The sequence below is a fragment of the Acidovorax sp. GW821-FHT10E04 genome (assembly GCF_059415185.1).
Map to the genome: position 1 here is coordinate 474,037 of NZ_JBWKMT010000004.1, position 18,542 is coordinate 492,578.

Genomic DNA, 18,542 nt, shown 5'->3' on the forward strand with positions numbered 1-18,542 from the left:
GCGTGCCGCGCGGCGATGCGGCGGGTTACTTGAGGTCGTCCGCGATCACGCGCACGATGCGCTCGGCGTTGGCCGAGGACTCGGGGGCGCCTGCTTCGTTGAGTACCGACACGGTGGTGGATTCGCCCTGGCTGCGCACGACGATGCGGTACTTGAGCGGGGGCGTGGCCGACGAAGAGCCGCTGAACAGCTTGCCGAAGAACCCTGGTTCCTTCTTGTCGGCGTTGGGCGCCACATAGCGGACGAAGTAGGTGCCTTCATTGCGGTTGCGGTCTTCGACCGTGAAGCCGGTGCGGTCCAGCGCCAGGCCCACGCGGCGCCATGCGCGGTCAAAGCCTTCGTCCAGCTGGACCACGGGCTTGTTGTCCACGGTGGCCATGCGGGCGGATTGCGTGCGCAGGGCGGGGGCTGCCACCACGGCCTTGGACTGTTCCTGGCTCACGCCCAGCTTGACCATCAGGCGGCGCAGGAATTCGGTTTCAAGCTCCGGGTCCGACGGGCGGGGCTGCCAGACGGTGTTGTCCTTGGTCTGCGTGCCATACACCTCGATCATGCCCCGGTGGGTGATGTAGATCTCGGTGCCGCCATTGGCATTGCGCTCCAGGCGGGTGCGGAATTTGTCGCGCTCGCCGGTGGAATACAGCGAATCCAGGAGCTTGCCGATGGTGGAGCGGATGAAGTCCTGTGGCAGCTTGGCGCGGTTCTCGGCCCAGTCGGTTTCCATGATGCCGACGTTGGGCTCGGCCTGGGCCAGGTTGAAGCCGCTTTCCTGCCAGAAGTCGCGCACGGGCTCCCAGAGCTTGTCCGCCGGGCGGTTGACCACCAGCCAGCGCTGGTTGCCATCGCGCTCGATGCGCACGTCGCCCAGTTGCATGGCGGCGGCGTTGGCGGTGCCCGAGGGCTGCGCGGCCTGGCCGGCCTGCATGGCGGCCGCCGAGACGGGGCCGCCGGGTACGGCATAGCGCGAATCGCGCGACAGCTGCGTCAGGTCGGGCGGAACCTCCAGGGTCGAGCCCTTGGCGGCGCTCTTGTAGTCGATCTTGTCGCCCTCCAGGGCGGCGCAGGCGGACAGGGCCATGGCAAGGGCCAGCAGGCTCAGGCGGGTGGTAGCAGCTTTCACGCGGAAATCCTTGGAGAGTGTCTCGGGGAGCGGGCGCAGCCCGGATTAGATCAGGCCGCTGGTGCGCAGCGCGGATTCGACCACAGCCTCGTTGCTGCTGGCCAGCGGTGTCATGGGCAGGCGCATGGTGCCACCACACAGGCCCATGCGGGCCACGGCCCACTTGACCGGGATGGGGTTGGCTTCGACAAACAGGTTCTTGTGCACGGGCATCAGCTGTAACTGGATCTGCATCGCGCGCTGCACATTGCCTGCCAGCGCTGCCACGCACAGCTCGTGCATGAGGCGCGGCGCCACGTTGGCCGTCACGCTGATGTTGCCGTGGCCGCCGCACAGCATGAGCGCCACGGCGGTCGGGTCGTCGCCCGAATACACGGCGAAGCCCTTGGGCACATCGCGGATGAGCCACTGCGCACGCTCGATGTTGCCGGTGGCTTCCTTGATGCCGATGATGCCGGGCACCTGGGCCAGGCGCAGCACGGTGTCGTGCTGCATATCGGCCACCGAGCGGCCGGGCACGTTGTACAGCACGATGGGCAGGTCGCCCGTGGCTTCGGCGATCGCCTTGAAATGCTGGAACTGGCCCTCTTGCGTGGGCTTGTTGTAGTAGGGCACGACCTGCAGCTGGCTGTCGGCCCCGACGCCGCGCGCGAACTTGGCCAGTTCGATGGCTTCGGCGGTGGAGTTGGCGCCGCAGCCCGCCATGATGGGCACGCGCTTGGCGGATTGCTCGACGGCCACGCGGATGATTTCGCAGTGTTCTTCGACATTGACGGTGGGCGATTCGCCCGTGGTGCCCACCACACCGATGCAGTCGGTGCCTTCGGCGATGTGCCAGTCGATCAGTTTGCGCAGGGCCGGGTAGTCCACGCTACCGTCCTCGTGCATGGGGGTGACGAGGGCGACGATGCTGCCGGTAAGGGGGACGGAGGAAGAGGTCATGTCCGCAGTGGTAAACGGTAAAAGGGCATTCTAACTAGGCGGCATGGCCAAAAGATTCCGCGAGGGGCCGCCAGCGTGCGGGAGTTCCCGCACGGCCGTGATGCGTTGCACGAAACGGTCGGGGTTTTGCAGGAAGCCGTCCTCGTAGGCCACGGTGCGCAGCCCGGCGCAGGCGCTCAGCAATTCCCCGGGCGCCAGCAGGAATTCCGGCCGCGCAGGGCGGCCCACGGTGCCGTTGCCGTGCGCAAAGGTTTCGTAGATCAGCACGCCACCCGGTGCGACGCTCTCCACCAGGGTGGGCAGCAGGGGCCGCCACAGGTAGTTGGTGACGACCACGGCGCCAAACCGGCGGCCCGCCAGCGGCCATGGGCCGTTCTCGATGTCGGCCAGGACGAGTTCCCCCAGCCCCTCGCAGGCGGCCAGGGCCTCGGCAGAGCGGTCCACCCCCACCACGGGGTGGCCCAGGCCATGCAGCCAGCGCAGGTGGCGCCCGGCGCCGCAGGCCACGTCGAGCACCGTGCTGCCCGGCGCGATCAGGTGGGACCAGCGGCGGACCCAGTCGGAAGCGGCTTCGTTACCGTGCATTTGCTATTGAAAATATAGCTATCAGCGCTTATTCATCAAGCGCTGGCGGCCAAAAAGACTTGAAAGTGGATGGCGCGGGCTCAGAAACACGCCCACATCTGGTCGGCCAGCATCACCATGAAGTCCGGCACCGTGTACATGCCAAACACCGCCAGGCACAGCACCACGGCAACTGTCCAGGCCAGCCAGCGCCAGGGCCGTGGCATGCCGTGGCCGGGCGAGGTCGAGGGGGCGCTGCTGGCGGTGGACATGAGGATGTTCGGATGCAAGGGCCGTGTTCAGGCGGGCTGGGCGGCGCCGCGCGGGATGGGGCTTTCCCGGACCGGCAGGTTCACCAGCCCGGCAAACACCCCCAGCGCGATGGCGATGTACCAGACGATATCGTAGCTGCCCGTGGCGTCATACAGATAGCCGCCCAGCCACACGCCCAGGAAGCTGCCGATCTGGTGGCTGAAGAACACGAAGCCGCCCAGCATCGACAGGTGCTGCACGCCAAAGATCTGCGCGATGGTGGCGTTGGTGGGCGGGATGGTGGACAGCCACAGCGTGCCCATCACGGCCGAGAACACATACACCGACAGCGGCGACAGCGGCACGAGCAGGAACACGGTGATCACCGCCGCGCGGGCAAAGTAGATGAAGGCCAGGATGAACCGCTTGGGCATGCGCTGGCCGAGGGTGCCGGCCACGTAGGTGCCCAGCACGTTGAACAGGCCGATCAGCGCCAGCGCGTAGCTGGCCACCTGGGGCGACAGGCCATGGTCCTTCAGGTAGCTGGGCATGTGCACCCCGATGAACACCACCTGGAAGCCGCACACGAAATAACCGGCCATCAGCAGGTTGAAGCTCGGGTAGCGGAACGCCTCGCCCAGCGCCTGCACGATGGTCTGCTCGCGCTTGGGCGGCGCGGCGCCCTTGAAGCCCGGCTCCCGCAGGCCAAAGGCCAGCGGCACGATGAGCAGCACGGCCATCGACAAGGCCAGCAGCGCCTGCTGCCAACCCAGTCCGGCGATCAGCCAGCCCTCCACGGGCACCATGAGGAACTGGCCGAACGAACCTGCGGCCGCCGCCACGCCCATGGCCCAGGACCTGCGCTCCGGCGCGATCTGGCGGCCCAGCACACCGTAGATCACGGCGTAGGTGGTGCCCGCCTGCGCGGCGCCGATCAGTACGCCGGCCGTCAACGCAAACAGGGTGGTCGTGGGCGACAGCGCCATGCCCGCCAAACCCAGGCCATAGAGCACCGCGCCGCCGATGAGCACGCGGAACGCCCCGAACCGGTCTGCCGCCATGCCCGCAAAGATGCCGATCAGGCCCCAGGACAGGTTCTGGATGGCGATGGCCAGCGCGAACGACTGGCGGGTCCAGCCCATCTCCTGCGTGATGGGCAGGAGCCAGAGCCCGAACCCATGGCGGATGCCCATGGACAGGGTCACGATGGCCGCGCCGCATGCGAGCACCTGGAACATGGACAGTTTGGGAGGATTCATATGCATGCGCAGGAATGTAGCGAGATTGGGCGAAACGCGCTGATACACCGGGGACCAATACAGTTGGCAGCGGGGTTGCCGCCAGGCCTGCTGCGCGGGACCGTCCTTTGTGTTGCAACCCGCCCCCAGCCACTCTGTCTGCCGCCGCCCCCGGGCCTGGGGGGCCCGGAGCACGCTGCCAGTGTTGTCATGACTGTTTTTTCATCCAGCTATTGCGCTGCTGCCGCACTACAATCCGCCGCTATGTCTGCCAAACCGTCTTCCGTGTCCCCCAGTAGTGACTATTCCGAAGGGTCGATCCGCGTGCTCAAGGGCCTGGAGCCCGTCAAGCAGCGCCCGGGCATGTACACCCGCACCGACAACCCCCTGCACATCATCCAGGAGGTGCTGGACAACGCCGCCGACGAGGCGCTGGCCGGCCATGGCAAGAAGATCAAGGTCACGCTGCACGCCGACGGCTCGGTGAGCATCGAGGACGACGGGCGCGGCATCCCCTTCGGCATGCACCCCGAGGAAAACGCGCCGGTGATCGAGCTGGTCTTCACCCGCCTGCACGCGGGCGGCAAGTTCGACAAGGGCAAGGGCGGTGCCTACAGCTTCTCGGGCGGCCTGCACGGCGTGGGCGTGAGCGTGACCAACGCGCTGGCCACCCGCCTGGAAGTGAGCAGCCACCGCGAAGGCAAGGTCGCCCGGCTGGTGTTTTCGGCCGGCGATGTGGTCGAGGCCCTGGTGACCCGCGCGCTGGAAGCCGGCGAGCGCAAGCAGGGCACGACCGTGCGCGCCTGGCCTGATGCCAAGTATTTCGAGTCGAGCGCGCTGCCCATGGGCGAGCTCACCCACCTCTTGCGCAGCAAGGCGGTGCTCATGCCCGGCGTGTCCGTGACCCTGGTCAACGAGAAGACGCGCGACACCCAGACCTGGCAGTACAAGGGCGGCCTGCGCGACTACCTGATGCAGACGCTCAGCGGCGACCCGGTGATCCCGCTCTTCGAGGGCGAGGGCTTTGCCGACCGCAACAACGAGAGTTTTGCCGAGGGCGAGGGCGCCTCCTGGTGCGTGGCCTTCACCGAAGACGGCCAGCCCATGCGCGAGAGCTACGTCAACCTGATTCCCACCAGCGCCGGCGGCACGCACGAAAGCGGCCTGCGCGACGGCCTGTTCAATGCCGTCAAGAGCTTCATCGAACTGCACAGCCTGCTGCCCAAGGGCGTGAAGCTGCTGCCCGAGGACGTGTTCGCCCGTGCCAGCTACGTGCTCTCGGCCAAGGTGCTCGATCCTCAGTTCCAGGGCCAGATCAAGGAGCGGCTGAACTCGCGCGACGCGGTGCGCCTGGTCAGCGGCTTCGTGCGCCCGGCGCTGGAGCTCTGGCTCAACCAGCACGTGGACTACGGCAAGAAGCTGGCAGAACTCGCCATCAAGGCCGCGCAGACGCGCCAGAAGGCCGGCCAGAAGGTCGAAAAGCGCAAGGGCTCGGGCGTGGCCGTGCTGCCCGGCAAGCTCACCGACTGCGAAAGCCGCGACATCGCCCACAACGAAGTCTTCCTGGTCGAGGGCGACTCCGCCGGCGGCAGCGCCAAGATGGGCCGCGACAAGGAAAGCCAGGCCATCCTGCCGCTGCGCGGCAAGGTGCTCAACACCTGGGAGGTGGAGCGCGACCGCCTGTTCGCCAACAACGAGATCCACGACATCTCGGTGGCCATCGGCGTGGACCCGCACGGCCCGAACGACACGCCCGACCTCACGGGCCTGCGCTATGGCAAGGTCTGCATCCTGTCGGACGCCGATGTGGACGGCTCGCACATCCAGGTGCTGCTGCTCACGCTGTTCTTCCGCCACTTCCCCAAGCTCATCGAGACCGGCCACATCTACGTGGCGCGCCCCCCGCTGTTCCGCGTGGACGTGCCCGCGCGCGGCAAGAAGCCCGCCGCCAAGATGTATGCGCTGGACGACGGCGAGCTCACCGCCATCCTCGACAAGTGCGCCAAGGACGGCGTGGCCCGCGAGAAGTGCCAGATCAGCCGCTTCAAGGGCCTGGGCGAGATGAACGCCGAGCAGCTGTGGGAAACCACGCTCAACCCCGACACCCGCCGCCTGCTGCCGGTGCAACTGGGCGACATGGACTTCGCCGCCACCGAAGGCCTGATCACCAAGCTCATGGGCAAGGGCGAGGCGGCCTCGCGGCGCGAGCTGATGGAACTGCACGGCGATGCGGTCGAGATCGACATCTGACCGGACCCGCCACCTACGGTGTCTGTGATGAGGAATCCACACAAAAACAGGCTCTTACGCTTGTATTTATTGGGCTTGCTGCTATGTTTTGTGCAGCAATCGGCCCAGGCGGACCTGTGGGCGCACGTGGACGAGCGGGGCGTGACGCATTTCGCCGCCGAGCAGGTGGACACGCGCTACCAGCTGTTTTTTCGTGGCAATGATTTCGACTCGACCCGCGACGCCCCGGCCAACGCACCGCCCATGCCCTACGCGCTGCCTGCGGCCGGCGCGCGCTTGCTGGCCTTTTTTGACATCGCGCCCGACTACAAGCGCGTCAAGCACCACCTGCGCGCCGCCGCCAGCAAGCACGGCGTGGACTACGAATTGCTGCAGGCCGTGATCGCCACGGAATCCGGCTTCGACGCCACGGCCGTGTCGCCCAGGGGCGCCGTCGGGCTCATGCAGGTGATGCCCGCCACGGCCAGCCGTTTTGGCGTGAGCGCGGATGCCAGGCGCTCGGTGGAGCAGAAGCTGGCCGACCCGGCCGTGAACGTGCCCACCGGCACGCGCTATCTGCGCCACCTGCTGGACCTGTTCCCCGGCCGCATGGACCTGGCCGTGGCCGCCTACAACGCCGGTGAAGGCGCGGTGCAAAAGGCGGGCAACCAGATTCCGGCCTTCAAGGAAACGCAGAACTATGTGCGCACCGTGCTGGGCCTGTACGCCCAGCTCAAGCCGCCAGCGCCGGTGCTGGCGCAGCGCGCCGTGCCCGGCCGCGTGCGCATGGAGCTTTCGGGGGGCGCGCAGAACCGGGGCAACCTGCCGCCCACCCGCGTGGCGCAGACGCAAAGCGCCCCCCAGAACGTGAACCCAGAAACTGTACCCAACGAATGAGCGACCAACCCACTCTCGATTTCACCACCGCCGGCGATGACGGAGGCGACTCCCTGGGCCTGGCGGGCTATGCCCAGCGCGCCTATCTGGAATACGCGCTGTCGGTCGTCAAGGGCCGTGCGCTGCCCGATGTGTGCGACGGCCTCAAGCCCGTGCAGCGGCGCATTCTGTATTCGATGGACCGCATGGGCCTGGGCTACAGCGGCCCCACGCGCAACACGGCGGCCAAGCCGGTCAAGAGCGCCCGCGTGGTGGGCGACGTGCTGGGCCGCTTCCATCCGCACGGCGACCAGTCGGCCTACGACGCCCTGGTGCGCATGGCGCAGGACTTTGCCCAGCGCTACCCGCTGATCGACGGCCAGGGCAACTTCGGCAGCCGCGACGGCGATGGCGCCGCGGCCATGCGCTACACCGAGGCGCGCCTGTCGCGCATCACCAGCCTGCTGCTCGACGAGATCGACGAGGGCACGGTCGATTTCATGCCCAACTACGACGGCAGCACGGAGGAGCCGCGCCAGCTGCCCGCGCGGTTGCCGTTCGCGCTGCTCAACGGCGCCAGCGGCATCGCCGTGGGCCTGGCCACCGAGATCCCGAGCCACAACCTGCGCGAGATCGCCGATGCCTGCATTGCGCTCATCAAGACACCTTCGCTCAGCGCCGAAGACCTGCTGGCCCTGGTGCCCGGGCCCGACTACCCGGGTGGGGGGCAGATCATCAGCGCTGCGTCCGACATCGCCGACGCCTACCGCACCGGCCGCGGCAGCCTCAAGGTGCGCGCGCGCTGGAAGATCGAGGAACTCGCGCGCGGCCAGTGGCAGCTCGTCGTCAACGAGCTGCCCCCGGGCGTGAGCTCGCAGAAGGTGCTCGAGGAGATCGAGGAAATCACCAACCCCAAGGTCAAGGCCGGCAAGAAGGCGCTGAGCCAGGACCAGACCCAGCTCAAGGCCAGCATGCTGGCCGTGCTGGACGTGGTGCGCGACGAGTCGAGCAAGGACGCGCCGGTGCGCCTGGTGTTCGAGCCCAAGACCGGCAAGACGCCGCAGCAGGAGCTGGTCACCGCGCTCCTGGCCCACACCAGCCTGGAGACCTCGGCGCCGATCAACCTGACCATGGTGGGCCTGGACGGCCGGCCGGTGCAGAAGTCGCTGCGCCTGATGCTGGAGGAGTGGATCTCCTTCCGCCAGGGCACCATCACCCGCCGCTCGCAGCACCGCCTGGGCAAGGTGCTGGACCGCATCCACATCCTCGAGGGGCGGCAGACCGTGCTGCTCAACATCGACGAGGTGATCGCCATCATCCGTGCGGCCGAGGATCCCAAGGCCGCGCTGATCGCGCGCTTCAATCTCAGCGATCGCCAGGCCGAGGACATCCTTGAAATCCGCCTGCGCCAGCTCGCGCGGCTCGAAGCCATCAAGATCGAGCAGGAGCTCAAGGAACTGCGCGAGAGCCAGGGCAAGCTCGAGGACATCCTGAACAACCCGGGTTCGCTGCGCCGCCTGATGGTCAAGGAGATCGAGGCCGACGCCAAGACCTTCGCCGACCCGCGCCGCACGCTGATCCAGGCCGAGAAGAAGGCCGTGGCCGAGGTCAAGGTGGTGGACGAGCCCGTGACCGTGGTGGTCTCGCAAAAAGGCTGGGTGCGTGCGCGCACCGGCCATGGCCACGAGGCGGCGAGCTTTGCCTTCAAGGCCGGCGACGGCCTGTACCGCACCTTCGAGTGCCGCACGGTGGATACCCTGCTGGCCTTCGGCAGCAATGGCCGGGTGTACTCGGTGCCGGTGTCGGTGCTGCCCGGCGCGCGGGGCGACGGCCAGCCCGTGACCACGCTGATCGAGCTCGAGTCGGGCACGCAGCTCCTGCACTACTTCGCCGGGCCGGCCAGTGCCAGCCTGCTGCTGTCCAACTCGGGCGGCTATGGCTTCCTGGCCTCGGTGGAGAACATGGTCTCGCGCCAGAAGGGCGGCAAGGCCTTCCTCACGCTGGGCGAGGGCGAGACCGTGTGCCCCCCTTCGCATGCGGCGGGCAGCACCGGCGGCCAGCCGCTCGCGCCGGCCACGCACGTGGCCTGCGCCTCGGCGGGCGGGCGCATCCTGACCTTCGAGATCACCGAGCTCAAGACCATGGCCAATGGCGGCCGTGGCCTGATGCTGATCGACCTGGAGGCCAAGGACACGCTGGCCGGTGCCGCGGCCTATACGCGCAGCATCCGCATCGAGGGCATCGGCCGGGGTGGCAAGGAGCGCGAGGAGACCCTGGAGATCCGCTCGCTCAACAACGCCCGGGCCGCGCGCGGGCGCAAGGGCAAGGCGGCCGACCTGGGCTTCAAGCCTGCGGCCGTGGCGCGCGTGGAGTAACAGCGTGTTCAATGCCTTCTGGGAGGTTGCATTGGAGTGCAATCGCCCGATTTCACTCCAACCCTTGGGTCAAGGTACTTGTGCGACTCCAAAAAGACGTTGAACACGCTCCAAGCGATGGCGCGCTCACCCACGCTGGATGATCTGCGCCGCTACGCGATTGCACGCAGCCTGTTCAAGCCGCTGACGCTGCCCGGCGCGATCCGCAAGCTTGGTTTTGTGCAGGCCGACCCGATGCGGGCCCCCGCGCGGGCGCAGGACCTGATCCTGCGCATGCGGGTGCGCGGCTACCGCGCCGGTGACCTGGAGCGCCGCTACGAACGGCTGGGCATCGAGGAAGACGCCTTCGTCAACTACGGCTTCGTGTCGCGCGACATGCTGGCGCTGCTGCACCCGCGCACGCCGCGCCGGCCCTGGGATGTGGCCACCACCGGGCGCGCGCGCGAGGTGCTGGCCTTCGTGCAGGAGCGGGGCGTGGTGCACCCGCGCGAGGTCAGCGAGGCGTTTGCGCACCATGGCCGCGTGGCGGGCTATTGGGGCGGAGAGCTCAACGCGAGCACCCGCCTGCTGGATGCCATGCACCACCACGGCTGGCTGCGGGTGTGCCGCCGCGAATCGGGCACCCGGGTGTATGCGCCGGTGGAGCACCCCGGGCAGGATGCCAGCCCCGCCGCCCGCATGGCGCGTGCCGAAGCCCTGGTTGACCGCATCGTGGCGCTGTATGCGCCGCTGCCCGCGCCCAGCCTGGGCTACCTCGTCACTTTGCTGCGGTACGGCGCCCCACAACTGGCGGCCGAAGCGCGCGCGGTGGCCAAGGCCGCGCAGTCGCGCTACGGCCATGCGGTGGTCGACGGCACGGCCTGGTTCTGGCCCGCGCAGGAGAACCCGGCATCGCGCCGCCACCAGCCGGACGCGGGGGTGCGGCTGCTGGCACCGTTTGATCCCGTGGTCTGGGACCGCCGCCGCTTCGAGATGCTGTGGGGCTGGGCGTACCGGTTCGAGGCGTATGTGCCCGCCTCCAGGCGCACCATGGGCCACTATGCGTTGCCCGTGCTGTGGGGCGAACAGATGGTGGGCTGGGCCAACCTGCGCATGGAGCGCGGGCAACTGCGGCACGCGCTGGGTTTTGTGGCGGGCCGCCCGCCCCGCGGCGCGGTTTTTCGGCGCGCGCTGGACGAAGAGCTGGCGCGCTTCGAAACCTTCCTGGGCGCCGGGGCCTGACGGCCTGCTGCCGTGCCTGGATCAGCGCTTCAGCATTTGCCCGCGGCTTTGCTGAGCGCGTTGCAGGAGGCCGGGGCGGCTGCAGGTGCCGCCGCCTTGCCCGCCATCGGCGTGCAGATGGCATCCGAATTCGGCGTCTGTCCGAACGACATGGCTTTCTGGAACCCCGTGGCGGAGTACATGTAGCACTGGTAGGTGGCGCCGTCGGTGGTCTTGGCGGTGTAGTTGATGCGTCCGCCGGTTTCTTCGCTCTTGTGGGTGATGGTGAAGGCGCCCACCTGGCGGCCTATGGCCGCCGAGGTGCGCTGTTCCAGGCCCTCCTGACTGATGGTGGCGGCGCATCCGGACAGGCCCAGTGCGATCAGGAAGGGGGCGCCGAGGTGCGCGCAGCGGAACGTGCGGGAGGTTGTCATGTGATGGTGGCCTTGGGAGATGGATTCGGGCCAGTTTGACGGCTGCGCCGCCGCGCGTGAACCCGACCACGGTAGGGTTGCCATGCCGGTCCGTGAAAGACCGGTGTTGATCCTGCCGCCGGCTTGGCGGCAAAGCGGCCCGTGCGTGCAGCCCCAGTGCGTGGGCCTCGCCCATTGCCAGCTATCTCGCAGATAGCCCGATTCGCCGCCCTGGAAGGGCCGGATGGCTGGGCCAGGTGGCACCCGGGCGCCCCTGCTGCCCTGAGCCCTTGCACAGCGTGGTTCGGGGCTGCAATGCGGGGTCTTGCCGTGCAGCGCGGGCCCTGGGGATGACCCTCATGCATCAGGCCCGGGTTTGTGCAATGGTGTAACAGCGTGCAAATATCTGCGCGCCAACACAAGGCTGCAGGAGAACACCATGCCCAAGCGATTCCGGATGGCCCATAAACTCTGGATGGCGGTCTTGCTGATCGTGGTGCTGCTGGCGGCGGTGGTGGGGTTTTCCGGCTATCGCTCGGCCAAGGTGCAGGCCGAGGCGGACATGATGACCAAGGACATGGAGGCGCGTGTGCAGGCGGCGCTGCGCTGGTCCGGCCTCACCGAGACCAATGCGGCGCGCACGCAGGCGCTGATCGTGAGCAGCGACACCGCCGTCGAGGCCGAGTTCAAGGACCTGATCGCGGCGACTTCCGCGCAGATCAGCGAGGTGCAGAAATCGCTCGAATCCATGGCGCTGTCCGAAGCCGACAAGGCGCAGATGGCCAAGATCGCCGCCGCCCGCAAGACGATGACGGACCTGCGCGGCCAGGCCCGCAAGCTCAAGGGCGATGGCCAGCAGGACCAGGCGGTGGTACTGGTCAAGCAGTCGTACAACCCGGCCGTGGCCGCCTACCTGCAGACACTGCGGGACTTCGTGCAGCAGCAGCAACAGACCGCCGAGGTCCGGCAGCGGGAGATGGCCGCGTCGCGCATGCTCACCGTGAAGATCGCCGCCGTGGCCGTGGGCCTGCTGCTGCTGGCCATCGTGGTGGGCGCCTACTACCTGATCGGCAGCATCCAGCGGCCGCTGGAGCAGGCCAGCGGGCTGGCCGAGCGCATCGCGGGTGGCGATCTGAGCATGCAGGAATCCGTGACCCGGGGCGATGAGTTCGGTGACCTGCTGCGCTCGCTTTACACCATGAGCAGCGCCCTGGGCCGGATGGTGCACCAGGTGCGCCAGAGCACCGACAGCATCGCCATCGCCAGCGCCGAGATCGCCACCGGCAACCATGACCTGTCGTCCCGCACGGAGCAGACCTCCAGCAACCTGCAGCAAACAGCCGCGGCCATGGAGCAGTTCACGAGCACCATCCAGCAAAGCGCGGGCAGCGCGCAGCAGGCCAGCAGCCTCGCGGCGGGCGCCACGGGCGTGGCGCGCCGTGGCGGCGAGGTCGTGACCCAGGTGGTGGTCACCATGCAGGACATCAACCACAGCAGCAAGAAGATCGCCGACATCATCGGCGTGATCGACGGCATCGCGTTCCAGACCAACATCCTGGCGCTGAACGCGGCGGTGGAGGCGGCGCGCGCGGGCGAGCAGGGGCGTGGCTTTGCCGTGGTGGCCAGCGAGGTGCGCAGCCTGGCGCAGCGCAGTGCCGAGGCCGCCAAGGAAATCAAGCAGCTCATCAGCGCATCGGTGGAAAAAGTGGAGGCGGGCTCGCGGCTGGTGACCGATGCCGGCACCACCATGACCGACATCGTGCAGTCGGTGCAGCGGGTGACGGACATGATTGGCGAGATCACCGCCGCCTCCTCGGAGCAGAGCGCCGGGGTCTCGCAGGTCAACCAGGCGATTGGCAACCTGGACCAGATGACCCAGCAGAACGCGGCGCTGGTGGAGGAGAGCGCCGCCGCCGCGCAGAGCCTGCGGGAGCAGGCGGACCAGCTGGCGCAGGTGGTGTCGATGTTCAAGGTGAATGCCGCCAGCCATGGACCGGCGCAGGCGGCCATTGGCGCCGCCCGTGCCGCGGCCGCCCAGCGGGCGCCCCTGCCCGCGGCTTCCGCCACGGCACCGCGGCCTCCCTCCGCAGCCCCGGCGGCCAAAGCGGCCCACCGGCCGGCGGCGGCCAAGGCGCAGGCGGCGCCTGCCGTGTCCGGGCCTTCCAGCCGCAAGCCGGCGGTGGCCCAAGGGTCTGAAGAGGAATGGGAGTCCTTCTGACCCCTGCTGCCTGTGTGCGGTGATTGGGCCGCCGCGGGGCATGCCGCGCGGCGGGGCCACTCGATCTGGCCGTCCAGCATTGCGGGCACGGGCAGCGCGGCGTTCCCGCCCGCCTATTGCCTATTGATTCCAGACCCCGCGGATCATCGACGTCAGCGCCACCGTGAGCGGATCGCTGGCCCCTTCCGCCGAGGTGACGAGATAGAGTTTTGCATCAAGCTGCGCAGGCCCCCAGATCATCCAGTCCTGGCGCTCGCTGCCCCGGACTGCGACCTCTTCGCGCAGCAGCGCGCACCCGCTGCCAGCGCGCACATAGGCGTCCAGCCCGCTGGTTTCCTCTGCCTGCATGACAATGCGCGGCGCCAGGCCCTGGCGCTCGAACAGTGCCCGCATCAACTGGTGGATGTGGGAGTCGGCCAGGCCGTCGACCCAGGGCAGTTCGGCCAGCGTGCGCCACCCGCCCCGCTGCACGGACTCGCTCATCCGCACAGGCACCGCCACCCGGTAGGTCACCGAACGCAAGGCGACCCATTGCAGGTCGCGCGGCGGATTGGCGTCGATGAAGTAGCCCGCGGAAAGTGTGCCGGCGCGGATGAGGTCCAGCAATTGCAGCGATGAGTAGCTGCGCGTGCGCAGCTCCACCAGGGGCAGTGCCTGGTGCACGCTGGCGGCCATCTCGCCCAGCCGCAGGAAGTCGGCAGGCTCGCTGGGCAGGCCGAAGTCAATGCGTCCCGTCAGCTCGCCGCGCAGCTGCCGGGCCACCGAACTCAGTTCGCTGCCCGCGGCCAGCAACGCCTCTGCCTTGGGCAGCAGCAGTTCACCGGTGCGCGTGAGCGTGAGCCGGCCGGCGCTGCGGTCGAACAGGGTCACGCCCAGGCTCTGCTCCAGGCTCTTGAGTTGTCCGGTGACCGCCGGCTGGGTGACGTGCAGTGCTTCGGCCGCCTTGGTGACGTTGCCGATGCGCGCGACGGTGACAAAGGCCCGGACTTGATAGAGTTCCATCGCTCACACGCTGCGCACGGCTCATCTGCTGTACAGGCGGACCAGGGAGGGATCGATGCCGACCGACACCGCACCGCCGGCCGGAAATTTCGACAGGCCTGCGTGGTGTGGCTGGTCGATGACCACGGCATGCGGGCCGACCTGCACCTGGTAGCGCGCAAATGCACCGTGGAACTCGACCGTCTCGACCATGCCTGGCAGCCACACGAAGCGCGCGTCGAGCCGCGCGTCCGCCACGTCGAGCCGGATGGTCTGCGGCCGGATGGCCACGATGACGCGGCGGCCATCCTCGGGCACCGCATCGGAGCTGATCACGATCTCGCCCCAGCCCGGGACGTCAAGGGAAACGGCGTTTCCGCGGCTGCAGCGGACGGTTCCCTCCAGCATGTTCATGGTGCCGACAAAGCCGGCGACGAACGGGGTGGCGGGGTAGTCGTAGAGCGCGATCGGGGTGCCGATCTGCTGCACACGCCCGTTGTTCAGGACGGCAATCCGGTCGGCGCTGGTCATTGCTTCTTCCTGGTCGTGTGTCACAAAAATCGTGGTGATGCCCAGCCGCCGCTGCAGCTTGAGCAGTTCCTGGCGCATCTGCACGCGCAGTGAACGGTCGAGGTTGGACAGGGGCTCGTCGAGCAGCAGCACCTGGGGCTGGGTTACCAGCGTGCGCGCCAGCGCGACCCGCTGCTGCTGGCCGCCCGACAGCTCGCTCGGGTTGCGGTGGGCGAAGGCGCCCAGTTCCACCTGGTCGAGCACCTCCGACACGCGCTGCTCGATCACCTTGCCGGGAAGCCTTCGCTCCACCAGCCCGAAGGCGACGTTCTCCCGCACGTTCAAGTGGGGCCACAAGGCGTAGTTCTGGAACACCACGCCCACGCGCCGCTCCCATGCGGGCTCGGTGGTGAGTTGCCGCCCGTCGATGACAAGCCGCCCGGCCTGGTGCTGGAGAAAGCCCGCGATGACGCGCAGCAGGGTGGACTTGCCGGAGCCGGAGGGCCCCAGCAGGGCGAAGAACTCGCCTGGCTCGATCTCCAGCGTCACGCCGTCCAGCACCACGACGCTGCCGTAGGAGAGCTGCAGTTGCTCACATCTGACACTGACCCTGTTCATGCGCGCTGCTGTTCCTGATGTCTGGCGGTTGCACAAGCCATTGCCACGAGTGTCGTTGCGATGGCCGCTTCTACGCATCGGGACTAATGCCTGGTAGGGAAAAGCCCCGGGGGTTGAGCCGGGGGCTCGATTCAGGCGGGCAGCAGCCGTGTCTGCGCCGGCTCCAGGCCAATGCCCACGGGGCTGCCGGCCACGAACTTGGATGCGCCCAGGTGGTGCGGCTGGTCCACGGCCACGGACTGCGTCCCCACCCGGACCTGGTAGCGCGTGGCCTCGCCCAGGAACTCGCTGGATTCGACGATGCCGTTCATCCAGACGTAGCGCATGTCACTGCGTGCCGCCGCGGCATCGATCTGCAGCGCATGCGGCCGGAAGCTGAGTACCGCCCGTCCGCTGGCCGGGGCATGGCCGTGCGCGGGCACCTGCAGCCGTCCCACACCCTCGATGTCGAGGGTGACGTCATGCCCGTCGCGGGCTTGCACCGTGCCCTGCAGCAGGTTCATGGTGCCGACGAAGCCGGCCACGAACTCGTTGGCAGGCAGGTCGTACAGGTCCTGGGGCGTGCCCACCTGCTGCACCACGCCCTTGTCGAGCACCGCCATGCGGTCGGCCGTGGTCATGGCCTCTTCCTGGTCGTGCGTGACGAAGATGGTGGTGATGCCCAGGCGGCGCTGCAGCTGCAGCAGTTCCTGGCGCATCTGCACGCGCAGCGACTTGTCCAGGTTGGACAGGGGCTCGTCCAGCAGCAGCACCTGCGGCTCGATCACGATGGTGCGCGCCAGCGCCACGCGCTGCTGCTGCCCGCCGGACAGCTGGCCCGGCCGGCGCCGGGCAAAGCGCTCCAGGCCCACGGTGGCCAGCGCGGCCTCGACCTTGCGGACCTGCTCGGCCTTGGAGACCCGGCGCTCCACCAGGCCGAAGGCCACGTTGTCCCAGACGCTCAGGTGCGGCCACAGCGCATAGCTCTGGAACACCATGCCCACGTTGCGTTGCCAGGGCGCCATCCCGGTGACGTCGCGCCCGTCGATCAGCAGCTCTCCGTGCTGGTGCTGGTTGAAGCCGGCGATCAGGCGCAGCAGGGTGGACTTGCCGGAACCGGACGGCCCCAGCAGCGCAAAGAACTCGCCCGGCCTGATCTCCATGTGGATGTCCTTCAGGACTTCGTTGCTGCCATAGGCCAGGCGGATGCCGCGGCATTGGACACTGATTTTTTTCATGGTGCTTGTCTCCAATCGGGGGGAAGGGCAGGGCTCAGGTGCGGACCGGAGCAACTTCTGCGGGGAGGATGGGCAGGGGAGGCAGGTCTTCATCGACTGGCCGCTGCTTCAGGCGGCTGCCGGTGCGCTCCACGATCACGTGGGAGGCATAGGTGCCGATCGCGACGACCGCGATCGCCAGAACGCCCAGTGCTGCGCCAGGGCCACGGCCCGCGATGCTCTGCATGTACAGGTAGATGCCATAGCTCATGGGCGCCTGCGATTGCGAGGAGGTCAGCAGGATGGTGGCCGACAGCTCGACCGCCGCCGTGATGAAACTGGTGACGAAGCCAGCCAGGATCCCGCCCGCCATCAGCGGCACGACGACGCGCCGGATGGTGCGCATCTTGGTCGCGCCGAGGCTTTCGGCGGCCTCCTCCAGCGAAATGTGCACCTGCTGCAGCGCGGCGACGCACGAGCGCAGGGCATAGGGCAGCCGGCGCACGGCATAGGCAATCATGATCACCACCCAGGTGCTGGTGAGCAGCACGTCGGTGCCTGGCACCAGGACACCCTTGAAGAAACGCAGGTAGCCGATCGCCAGCACCAGCCCCGGCACGGCCAGCGCCGCCGTGGCGATCCAGTCCAGCCACTGGCGGGCCGGCAACCGGGTGCGCATGATCAGATAGGCGATGGTCGTGCCCAGCAGCACGTCGATGCCGGCCGCCATGCCGCAGTACAGCAGGGTGTTGGAGATCATGCCGCCAGCGTCCTGGAACACGGTGGCGTAGTGGGCCGCCGTGAAGCCGTCGGGCAGCGGGGCGAAGCTCCACACGGAGGCGAACGACAGCAGCAGCACGCCGATGTGGGGGGACAGCGTCAGCAGCAGGATGAAGCCGATCCACGCGTAAGCCAGCACCGTGCCCAGCGGGGAAAGCCTGCGGCGCTGGATGGCGCCGCCGCCCTTTTGCGTGGTCGCATAGTCCTTGCCCTTGAGCACGCGGGCCGACAGCGCCATGGCCGCGATCGAGAAGGCAATCATCAGCACGCTGATGACGTAGCCCAGCGGGTCGTCGATGCCCACCTGGGTGATGCGCAGGTAGGCCTGCGGCGCCAGCATGTTGGTGGTGCCCAGCACCAGCGGCGTGCCCAGGTCGTCGAACACCTTGACGAACACCAGCGACGCCCCCGCCACGAAGCCGGGCATCGCCAGCGGGAAGATGACCCGGCGGAACAGGCGCCAGCCGCGGCAGCCCAGGTTCAATGCCGCCTCCTCCATGGCGCCATCGATGTTCCGCAGCGCCAGCGTCAGGTTCATGAGGATGAAGGGGAAGTAATGCAGCGCCTCGACGAATATCACGCCGTTGAGGCCGTCCATGATCGGAACCGTGAAACCCAGGTGCTGCTCGAGCAGCAGGTTCACCGTGCCCGAGCGGCCGAAGATCAGCTGCATCGCCACCGCGCCGACGAAGGGCGGCATGATCAGCGGCAGCACCCCCAGGGTCTGGATCAGCAGCGCGCCGCGGAACTCGAAGCGCACCGTGAAATAGGCCAGCGGCACGGCGATCAGCGCCGCCGCGATCGTGGCCATGGTGGCGACGTAGAGGCTGTTCCAGAAAGCCTCGGTCATCAGCGGCTGGTGGAAGAAGGCCGCGAAATGGCCCAGGGTCAGGCTGCCGTCGGCGTTGACGAAGGCCGAGAAGAACACCCAGGCGACGGGCAGCACCAGGAACAGCAGCAGGAAGGCCAGCACCAGGCCGGCCGCCAGCCAGGCGCCCGGCCGGGCCAGATGGAAGATGCGCGACATGAG

15 protein-coding genes are annotated in these 18,542 nt (G+C 68.1%); 5 read left to right on the forward strand and 10 right to left on the reverse strand.

Going from position 1 to position 18,542, the window contains the following annotated elements:
- Positions 1-25: 25 nt before the first annotated feature.
- The 5 genes from bamC to AC07OC_RS15655 form a co-directional block, all read right to left on the reverse strand.
- Positions 26-1,120, reverse strand: a complete 1,095-nt coding sequence (gene bamC, locus AC07OC_RS15635) for an NlpB/DapX family lipoprotein (protein ID WP_369642921.1) — start codon at positions 1,118-1,120, stop codon at positions 26-28.
- A 45-nt stretch (positions 1,121-1,165) separates the two neighbouring features.
- On the reverse strand, positions 1,166-2,062 hold the full coding sequence (gene dapA / locus AC07OC_RS15640; protein ID WP_369642920.1) for a 4-hydroxy-tetrahydrodipicolinate synthase: 897 nt from the start codon (positions 2,060-2,062) through the stop codon (positions 1,166-1,168).
- A 30-nt stretch (positions 2,063-2,092) separates the two neighbouring features.
- A complete protein-coding gene (locus tag AC07OC_RS15645; protein WP_369642919.1) occupies positions 2,093-2,647 on the reverse strand; it encodes a class I SAM-dependent methyltransferase in 555 nt (184 codons plus the stop codon).
- Between the two features lie 80 nt (positions 2,648-2,727).
- Positions 2,728-2,916 (reverse strand): hypothetical protein, encoded by a 189-nt coding sequence (locus AC07OC_RS15650; protein ID WP_494601672.1) that lies wholly within the window; start codon positions 2,914-2,916, stop codon positions 2,728-2,730.
- 9 nt (positions 2,917-2,925) lie between these two features.
- Positions 2,926-4,143, reverse strand: a complete 1,218-nt coding sequence (locus AC07OC_RS15655) for an MFS transporter (RefSeq protein WP_218295449.1) — start codon at positions 4,141-4,143, stop codon at positions 2,926-2,928.
- Positions 4,144-4,380: 237 nt separating this feature from the next.
- On the opposite strand from AC07OC_RS15655, the gene AC07OC_RS15660 reads away from it, so the two are divergent.
- The 4 genes from AC07OC_RS15660 to AC07OC_RS15675 all read left to right on the forward strand — a co-directional run bounded on the left by AC07OC_RS15660 (position 4,381) and on the right by AC07OC_RS15675 (position 10,817).
- Positions 4,381-6,366 (forward strand): DNA topoisomerase IV subunit B, encoded by a 1,986-nt coding sequence (locus tag AC07OC_RS15660; protein ID WP_494601674.1) that lies wholly within the window; start codon positions 4,381-4,383, stop codon positions 6,364-6,366.
- Between the two features lie 27 nt (positions 6,367-6,393).
- A complete protein-coding gene (locus AC07OC_RS15665) occupies positions 6,394-7,242 on the forward strand; it encodes a lytic transglycosylase domain-containing protein (protein WP_218295447.1) in 849 nt (282 codons plus the stop codon).
- Positions 7,239-9,596 (forward strand): DNA topoisomerase IV subunit A, encoded by a 2,358-nt coding sequence (gene parC, locus AC07OC_RS15670; RefSeq protein ID WP_494601676.1) that lies wholly within the window; start codon positions 7,239-7,241, stop codon positions 9,594-9,596. Before AC07OC_RS15665 ends, parC begins: the two co-directional genes overlap by 4 nt.
- A gap of 117 nt (positions 9,597-9,713) precedes the next feature.
- A complete protein-coding gene (locus AC07OC_RS15675; protein ID WP_494601678.1) occupies positions 9,714-10,817 on the forward strand; it encodes a DNA glycosylase AlkZ-like family protein in 1,104 nt (367 codons plus the stop codon).
- 29 nt (positions 10,818-10,846) lie between these two features.
- Here the strand turns inward: AC07OC_RS15675 and AC07OC_RS15680 are convergent, their stop codons facing one another.
- Positions 10,847-11,230 (reverse strand): hypothetical protein, encoded by a 384-nt coding sequence (locus AC07OC_RS15680; RefSeq protein WP_494601680.1) that lies wholly within the window; start codon positions 11,228-11,230, stop codon positions 10,847-10,849.
- Positions 11,231-11,648: 418 nt separating this feature from the next.
- On the opposite strand from AC07OC_RS15680, the gene AC07OC_RS15685 reads away from it, so the two are divergent.
- The gene (locus AC07OC_RS15685; protein WP_492244066.1) at positions 11,649-13,427 is read left to right on the forward strand and encodes a methyl-accepting chemotaxis protein; all 1,779 of its coding nucleotides are present in this window, start codon (positions 11,649-11,651) and stop codon (positions 13,425-13,427) included.
- 120 nt (positions 13,428-13,547) lie between these two features.
- Here the strand turns inward: AC07OC_RS15685 and AC07OC_RS15690 are convergent, their stop codons facing one another.
- The 4 genes from AC07OC_RS15690 to AC07OC_RS15705 all read right to left on the reverse strand — a co-directional run bounded on the left by AC07OC_RS15690 (position 13,548) and on the right by AC07OC_RS15705 (position 18,539).
- The gene (locus tag AC07OC_RS15690; RefSeq protein ID WP_218295443.1) at positions 13,548-14,429 is read right to left on the reverse strand and encodes a LysR family transcriptional regulator; all 882 of its coding nucleotides are present in this window, start codon (positions 14,427-14,429) and stop codon (positions 13,548-13,550) included.
- Positions 14,430-14,450: 21 nt separating this feature from the next.
- A complete protein-coding gene (locus AC07OC_RS15695) occupies positions 14,451-15,536 on the reverse strand; it encodes an ABC transporter ATP-binding protein (protein WP_494601682.1) in 1,086 nt (361 codons plus the stop codon).
- 131 nt (positions 15,537-15,667) lie between these two features.
- Positions 15,668-16,753, reverse strand: coding sequence for an ABC transporter ATP-binding protein (locus AC07OC_RS15700; RefSeq protein ID WP_218295441.1), 1,086 nt, complete (start codon positions 16,751-16,753; stop codon positions 15,668-15,670).
- 34 nt (positions 16,754-16,787) lie between these two features.
- Complete coding sequence (locus AC07OC_RS15705) at positions 16,788-18,539, reverse strand: ABC transporter permease (RefSeq protein ID WP_218295440.1); 1,752 nt, start codon at positions 18,537-18,539, stop codon at positions 16,788-16,790.
- Between the last annotated feature and the right edge of the window lie 3 nt (positions 18,540-18,542).

Coding starts and splice junctions, on each gene's coding strand:
- AC07OC_RS15675 (WP_494601678.1), top strand. CDS start 9,714: ATGGCGCGCTCACCCACGCTGGATGATCTGCGCCGCTACGCGATTGCA.
- AC07OC_RS15695 (WP_494601682.1), bottom strand. CDS start 15,536: ATGAACAGGGTCAGTGTCAGATGTGAGCAACTGCAGCTCTCCTACGGC.
- AC07OC_RS15700 (WP_218295441.1), bottom strand. CDS start 16,753: ATGAAAAAAATCAGTGTCCAATGCCGCGGCATCCGCCTGGCCTATGGC.
- parC (WP_494601676.1), top strand. CDS start 7,239: ATGAGCGACCAACCCACTCTCGATTTCACCACCGCCGGCGATGACGGA.
- dapA (WP_369642920.1), bottom strand. CDS start 2,062: ATGACCTCTTCCTCCGTCCCCCTTACCGGCAGCATCGTCGCCCTCGTC.
- AC07OC_RS15685 (WP_492244066.1), top strand. CDS start 11,649: ATGCCCAAGCGATTCCGGATGGCCCATAAACTCTGGATGGCGGTCTTG.
- AC07OC_RS15655 (WP_218295449.1), bottom strand. CDS start 4,143: ATGCATATGAATCCTCCCAAACTGTCCATGTTCCAGGTGCTCGCATGC.
- AC07OC_RS15660 (WP_494601674.1), top strand. CDS start 4,381: ATGTCTGCCAAACCGTCTTCCGTGTCCCCCAGTAGTGACTATTCCGAA.
- AC07OC_RS15680 (WP_494601680.1), bottom strand. CDS start 11,230: ATGACAACCTCCCGCACGTTCCGCTGCGCGCACCTCGGCGCCCCCTTC.
- AC07OC_RS15690 (WP_218295443.1), bottom strand. CDS start 14,429: ATGGAACTCTATCAAGTCCGGGCCTTTGTCACCGTCGCGCGCATCGGC.
- AC07OC_RS15645 (WP_369642919.1), bottom strand. CDS start 2,647: ATGCACGGTAACGAAGCCGCTTCCGACTGGGTCCGCCGCTGGTCCCAC.
- AC07OC_RS15665 (WP_218295447.1), top strand. CDS start 6,394: ATGAGGAATCCACACAAAAACAGGCTCTTACGCTTGTATTTATTGGGC.
- AC07OC_RS15705 (WP_218295440.1), bottom strand. CDS start 18,539: ATGTCGCGCATCTTCCATCTGGCCCGGCCGGGCGCCTGGCTGGCGGCC.